Source organism: Pseudomonas sp., assembly GCF_050739995.1.
In the GTDB taxonomy this organism is placed as follows: domain Bacteria; phylum Pseudomonadota; class Gammaproteobacteria; order Pseudomonadales; family Pseudomonadaceae; genus Aquipseudomonas.
In genome coordinates this window covers 1-5,068 of record NZ_JBOICG010000598.1, presented here as the reverse complement: position 1 = coordinate 5,068, position 5,068 = coordinate 1, and the positions used below count along the sequence as shown (strand labels likewise).

Below are 5,068 nucleotides of genomic sequence, written 5' to 3'. Positions count from 1 at the left end.
GGCCAGCAGCTTGTCACTGAATACCGTTACGACTGTCAGCATCGGCTGATCGGCCTCACCCAACCGGACGGGCAAACCGCCCGCTATCGCTATGACCCGTTTGGACGACGCATCAGCAAAACCGTAGATGAAAAAACCACGGAGTTTTTCTGGCAAGGCGACAAGCTGATTGCCGAGCATCAGGCGGAACGTCATCGCAGTTATGTCTACGAGCCGGACAGCTTCCGGCCGCTAGCCCTGCTAGAGGGGTTTGGTCCGAAAGACACAAAACCCTTTCACTACCAACTCGACCACCTAGGTACCCCGCAAGAACTCACGGCACCCGACGGTGAAATCGTCTGGTCCGCCCACTACCGCGCCTACGGCGAAATCGCCCGCCACGACGTCGGTAAAGTCGACAACCCGTTGCGCTTCCAAGGCCAGTACTTCGACGCGCAAAGCGGCCTGCACTACAACCGCCATCGCTACTACCATCCGGATATTGGTCGGTACCTGACGCCGGATCCGGTGAAGTTGGCGGGTGGGATCAATGCGTACCAGTACGCGCCTAATCCTACCGGGTGGGTGGACCCTCTAGGGTTGAGCGCCAACTGCCCACCTAAAGGTAGGATAAATCTAGAATGTGAAAGACCCGCAGAACCGCCCGTACCCGAGATTTCAAGGAATGGTGCTTTCAAACAAGCAAAGGCCGATGCAGGAATTCCGCGTACGCAACACCCAGACCAAGTGTTTGACACGAGGCTGGGGAAAACAAGGCAATATTCACTGGTGTCGATGAGGGACAAGCAAAATAATGAAGTCCTAGATACGCGAGGCAGACCGGTAATGACGCGAGAGTATGAGTTCACCCGTGCCAACGGCTCTAAGGTTCTGATTCAGGACCATGGTGCTGGGCACAAATTTTCTGCGTCAGGGGGAATGGGGGATCAAACAGCGCATTTCAACCTTCGACCGATAAACAGTCCAAGAAATGGCAAATTAGAAGGTGCCAAAAACCACTATTATTTTCGGAGTGCGAAATGAAGTATTGGAACGAATTAGAAAATACTACTTTTTTTAACAAAGTATTTACCTACCCAATAGAAATAGGTGAAATAACACTTTTCTCTGTGACCATTGATAATGACAGGCCCAATATAGGTTTAGGGTTTGATATTTCCGAGCTTCCCGATGCGCCGCCGGAAAAGTGGATCAAAGCGGGGTATAATAAATGCAGGATAGGCTTGGATTGCGGAGGGCTGAGTGAAGTCAGAATCAGCAATATCCCTACTGGAGAGCTGCTAAAAATAACATTAACCAAACACGAAAATTTTTATGCGTTGCGGGCGATATCCACAACATCAGCAATTGAGTTCAAGGCTAAATATATTTCTCTCTGTGGACCATCTGTATATATCAATGATCCGGACTCAGCTTGTTACTGATGCTAGAAGAGCTGAGCATAATCTGATTAACCAGATCCAATTAGATTGTGCTTACGCGAACTGGGTGCCCGGCCTCTATAGCCCCCATAGCCAGCCCCAATTCGCCACTCTCGCAACCCCCACCTAAACTCTGTCCAAGCTAATTCAACGGACAGAGGATTCACCATCATGGGCAAACGTCATCCCAATCTCCCCGCCTGGCAATGGCGTAACTACCCGCAAAATCACCAGCACCCGACCAATCTCGCGCTGCACCTGATTGCGGTGCCGCTGTTTATCATCGGGTTTCTGTTGATCGTGTCCGGCGTGTTCAGCCTGAGCCTGGCCAGTTTTGCCGTCGGTGTTGTCGGCATCATCGCCGGCCTGGCGTTGCAGCGTCACGGCCACAGCCTGGAAGCCCAGGCCAGTGAGCCGTTCAGTGATCGTAAAGATGCCGTGCAGCGCCTGGTCGTTGAGCAGTTCGTGACCTTTCCGCGCTTTGTGCTGAGCGGTGGCTGGTGGCGCGCCTGGCGCCAACGCCACCGGCATTGAGCCGGTCAGGCAAAGACCACCACGGTCTGGCGGCTGATGGCGATCAACTCGCCGGCCGGACTCCAGAGTGCAGCGGCGGCATGGCCGTAGCCGTCGCGGGCATATTCGATGTTGACGTAGTACTGGCACCAATCGAGCGTGGTCAGTTGTTGCAGCGGCTGAATGAATTCGATAGTCCAGGTCAGGGTGCTGCCCGGAGCAGGCTTGCTCAGGTGCGGCAGCAAGGCCGGCGGCCAAGCATCGACCAGGGCGAGGATGTGTGACTCGGTCAACGCCTCCTCCTTCACATCGCCGCGCAGGCGCACCCAGCCGCCCATGTCGCGCGACTTATTGCCGGTGAATGGCAACCCGCCGACGCTCCAGCGCATGGCCAGATGGCGCATGAACTCGGGGGTGACACCTTTGATATACGGTAATTCCTGGCACTCATCCCAGTGCTTGAAAGCCGGTGGCGGCTCACTGCCTACGTCAATCTGCGACTCACGGGCAGCACCAAAACTGGCCTGTACCAAGGTGGCCACTTCGCCGTTCTGCACCACACGCCCGAGTAACTGGCTGACAGCCTTACCTTCGCGCAACACTTCCACCTGGTAACTGGCGGGTACATCCGGTTCAACCGGGCCGACGAACGTAATCGCCAGTGAGCGTAATGGGCGATCCGCCGGCACTTGAGCGCGCAAGGCTTCATATTGCAAGGCGGCGACCAGGCCACCAAACGTAGCGCGGCCTTGGCCCCATTCCGCAGGAATGGTGACCTCCAGCGGGTTGCTACGGGCAGCGTCGAGCAAATCACTAAAGCGCATGGGGACCTCACGGCAGGAACACGGATTGGGCGATCTTAACCAGCGAGGGATGACGGCACAGCGCCCATACCGGCCAAAAACCGGACCGGTTTAGAAACAATCGGTGCTGAGCTTATCCAGAACCCGATCCGCCTGCCCTTCTGCCTTGGCCATGGTGCGATGCCACACGGCGACGCAGGGTTGCAAGTCCGGCTGGAGTTCGGCCTGGGCCAGCCACTGCCAGCAGTCGTGCCAGTCCCCCAGGGCACTTTGAGCGCTCTTGAGACGGGACATAGCTTTGCTGGGGAGCTTGTCCAGCTCGGGATAGGCTTCGGCAGCGTAACGTACACGCTTGATCAACAACCGCAGACGGTGGCGGTCATGACCGGGCTCCTTCAAAGCCTCATCGAGTTTTTGCCATTGCTTGGCGAGGCGCTTCTCAATGCGCGGGCGCAAACCCTTGAGCAATTTCTGGTGTTCAGACGCGCGTACAAACCGCGGGAAGGCATCAAGGATCAACAACAGATGGGCCACCTCAGGGCTTTGCGCCACGTGCCGATAAGCATCGGGTTGCAGGCGCAAACGCCGCTCAGCGGCCTGATGATAACCATGCTGATGCAGGTGGGCAGCCAGCACCTCTCGGTCCCGCAGTGGCGTGGTCAATTGGCCGACCGTGCTGGCGGCCGATTCGAGCTGTTCCACCCCCGGTAACCCGCGCAGGGGGCGCAACAGGCTGCGCAGGCGTCGCAGCGTGGTGCGCAGATCATGTAGAGCTTCATCGTCGGTGACGGCAGCGAGGCGAGCCTGGCAGCTCAGTAACCCTACTTCCAGGCCAATGACCTGAGCGACTAACTGATCGACCAAAGCTGACATCCCTTCCTCCGCTGACGATGAAATTCCCTGCCCACCACGACGTTTTAATTAACGTCCGGCGCGCGACTCACGAATATAGAACCGTGCCTTCTCAGCCTTGTTGGAGCAACCCTCAAAAGCTTCGAATTGCTGCTGGGTCTTGGCGCCGGTCAACAGCGACAGGGCCTTGGAGTAACTGACAGTCCCGGCAAAACCTTCGGCCTTGGCCAGGTCCAGTTCGTGCCAGGCGGCATCCAATTGCGTGCCACAGCTATCACGGTATGCAGTTTTCCCGGCACAACCGGCCAGGGCCAACACGATCACAGGCACACACATCCAGGCTTTCATCGATGACACCTCAAAATAAACAAAAAACAGTCGTAGGCTGTAGACGTTGCCCACAAGAAAAAGTGCCTTGTCTGACCATCTGAAAGCAAAACTGACTATAGCCAGAGCATACCCGAGCGCCCTGGTTATTCTGGAAAAATCTTCCGCACATCGACGAAGATTGAAGCCGCACCTAGGATGGGCGCATTGTGGGCAACTGTTTTACGAAGGATCAGCTCATGAAGAAACGTGTTGCCTTGGTGCTGGGCTCCGGAGGGGCCCGGGGGTACGCCCATATCGGCGTGATCGAAGAAATCGAACGGCGGGGTTATGACATCGCCTGTATCGCCGGCTGTTCCATGGGCGCGGTGGTCGGTGGGATCTACGCCGCCGGCAAATTGGACGAGTATCGAAACTGGATCGAAAGCCTCGATTACCTTGACGTACTGCGACTGGTGGATGTGAGCTTTCGCCTGGGCGCCATTCGTGGTGAAAAAGTCTTCGGACAGATCCGCAAGATCGTCGGCGAACTCAACATCGAAGAACTGCGCATTCCCTACACCGCAGTCGCCACTGACCTGACCAACCAGCAAGAGATCTGGTTCCAGGAAGGCTGCCTGCACCAGGCCATGCGCGCCTCGGCAGCGATCCCCAGCCTGTTCACACCGGTGATGCAGGGTAACCGCATGCTGGTGGACGGCGGCCTGCTCAACCCACTGCCGATCGTACCGGTGGTATCGAGCCATTGCGACTTGATCATCGCGGTCAATCTCAATGCCACCAATCAAAAGCACTACCACTTGCCGGTGATCCAGCGTCCGCCAGCGTTCAAGAGTCGTTTCAATAACCTGGCGAGATCCTTGGGTTCGCACCTGCCGTTTCGACGCAAACAAGCCGAACAATTAATGAAGCTGGAACAGGAGGCATTGCAGGCTGACGCGGCAGAGATCAACCCGTGGCTGGAGTCAGCAGAGCCCGAAGCCCAGCAACCCGCCGCGGCGCCGGAAGCTGAAGGTGCGCCGAGGTCTGCGACCGGTTCGTTCATCATCGACAACGTCGGCCCGGCATCACTGTTGGACCTGATCAACCAAAGTTTCGAAGTGATGCAGACATCATTGGCGCAGTACAAGATCGCCGGCTATCCGCCTGACA

General features: G+C 56.7%; 7 protein-coding genes. 4 read left to right on the top strand and 3 right to left on the bottom strand.

From position 1 onward, the window contains the following. The 3 genes from ACRESD_RS20000 to ACRESD_RS19990 all read left to right on the top strand — a co-directional run. Positions 1-1,023, top strand: a 1,023-nt coding sequence (locus ACRESD_RS20000; RefSeq protein ID WP_431752482.1) for an RHS repeat-associated core domain-containing protein, incomplete at its 5' end; no start/stop codon positions are given. Then, positions 1,020-1,424, top strand: coding sequence for an Imm50 family immunity protein (locus ACRESD_RS19995; protein WP_431752481.1), 405 nt, complete (start codon positions 1,020-1,022; stop codon positions 1,422-1,424). The genes ACRESD_RS20000 and ACRESD_RS19995, both read left to right, overlap by 4 nt. A 168-nt stretch (positions 1,425-1,592) precedes the next feature. Beyond that, positions 1,593-1,955, top strand: a complete 363-nt coding sequence (locus ACRESD_RS19990) for an Mpo1-like protein (protein ID WP_431752480.1) — start codon at positions 1,593-1,595, stop codon at positions 1,953-1,955. Between the two features lie 5 nt (positions 1,956-1,960). Here the strand turns inward: ACRESD_RS19990 and ACRESD_RS19985 are convergent, their stop codons facing one another. From ACRESD_RS19985 to ACRESD_RS19975, 3 genes are all read right to left on the bottom strand, one after another. Continuing rightward, entirely contained in the window at positions 1,961-2,758 is a 798-nt protein-coding gene (locus ACRESD_RS19985; protein WP_431752479.1) for an acyl-CoA thioesterase, read from the bottom strand. A gap of 90 nt (positions 2,759-2,848) precedes the next feature. Continuing rightward, the gene (locus ACRESD_RS19980; protein WP_431752478.1) at positions 2,849-3,610 is read right to left on the bottom strand and encodes a CHAD domain-containing protein; all 762 of its coding nucleotides are present in this window, start codon (positions 3,608-3,610) and stop codon (positions 2,849-2,851) included. Between the two features lie 48 nt (positions 3,611-3,658). Beyond that, positions 3,659-3,937, bottom strand: coding sequence for a hypothetical protein (locus tag ACRESD_RS19975; protein WP_010176194.1), 279 nt, complete (start codon positions 3,935-3,937; stop codon positions 3,659-3,661). Positions 3,938-4,155: 218 nt separating this feature from the next. Between ACRESD_RS19975 and ACRESD_RS19970 the strand changes: the two genes are divergently transcribed. Further along, the coding region (locus ACRESD_RS19970; protein WP_431752477.1) for a patatin-like phospholipase family protein at positions 4,156-5,068 on the top strand (913 nt) is incomplete at its 3' end.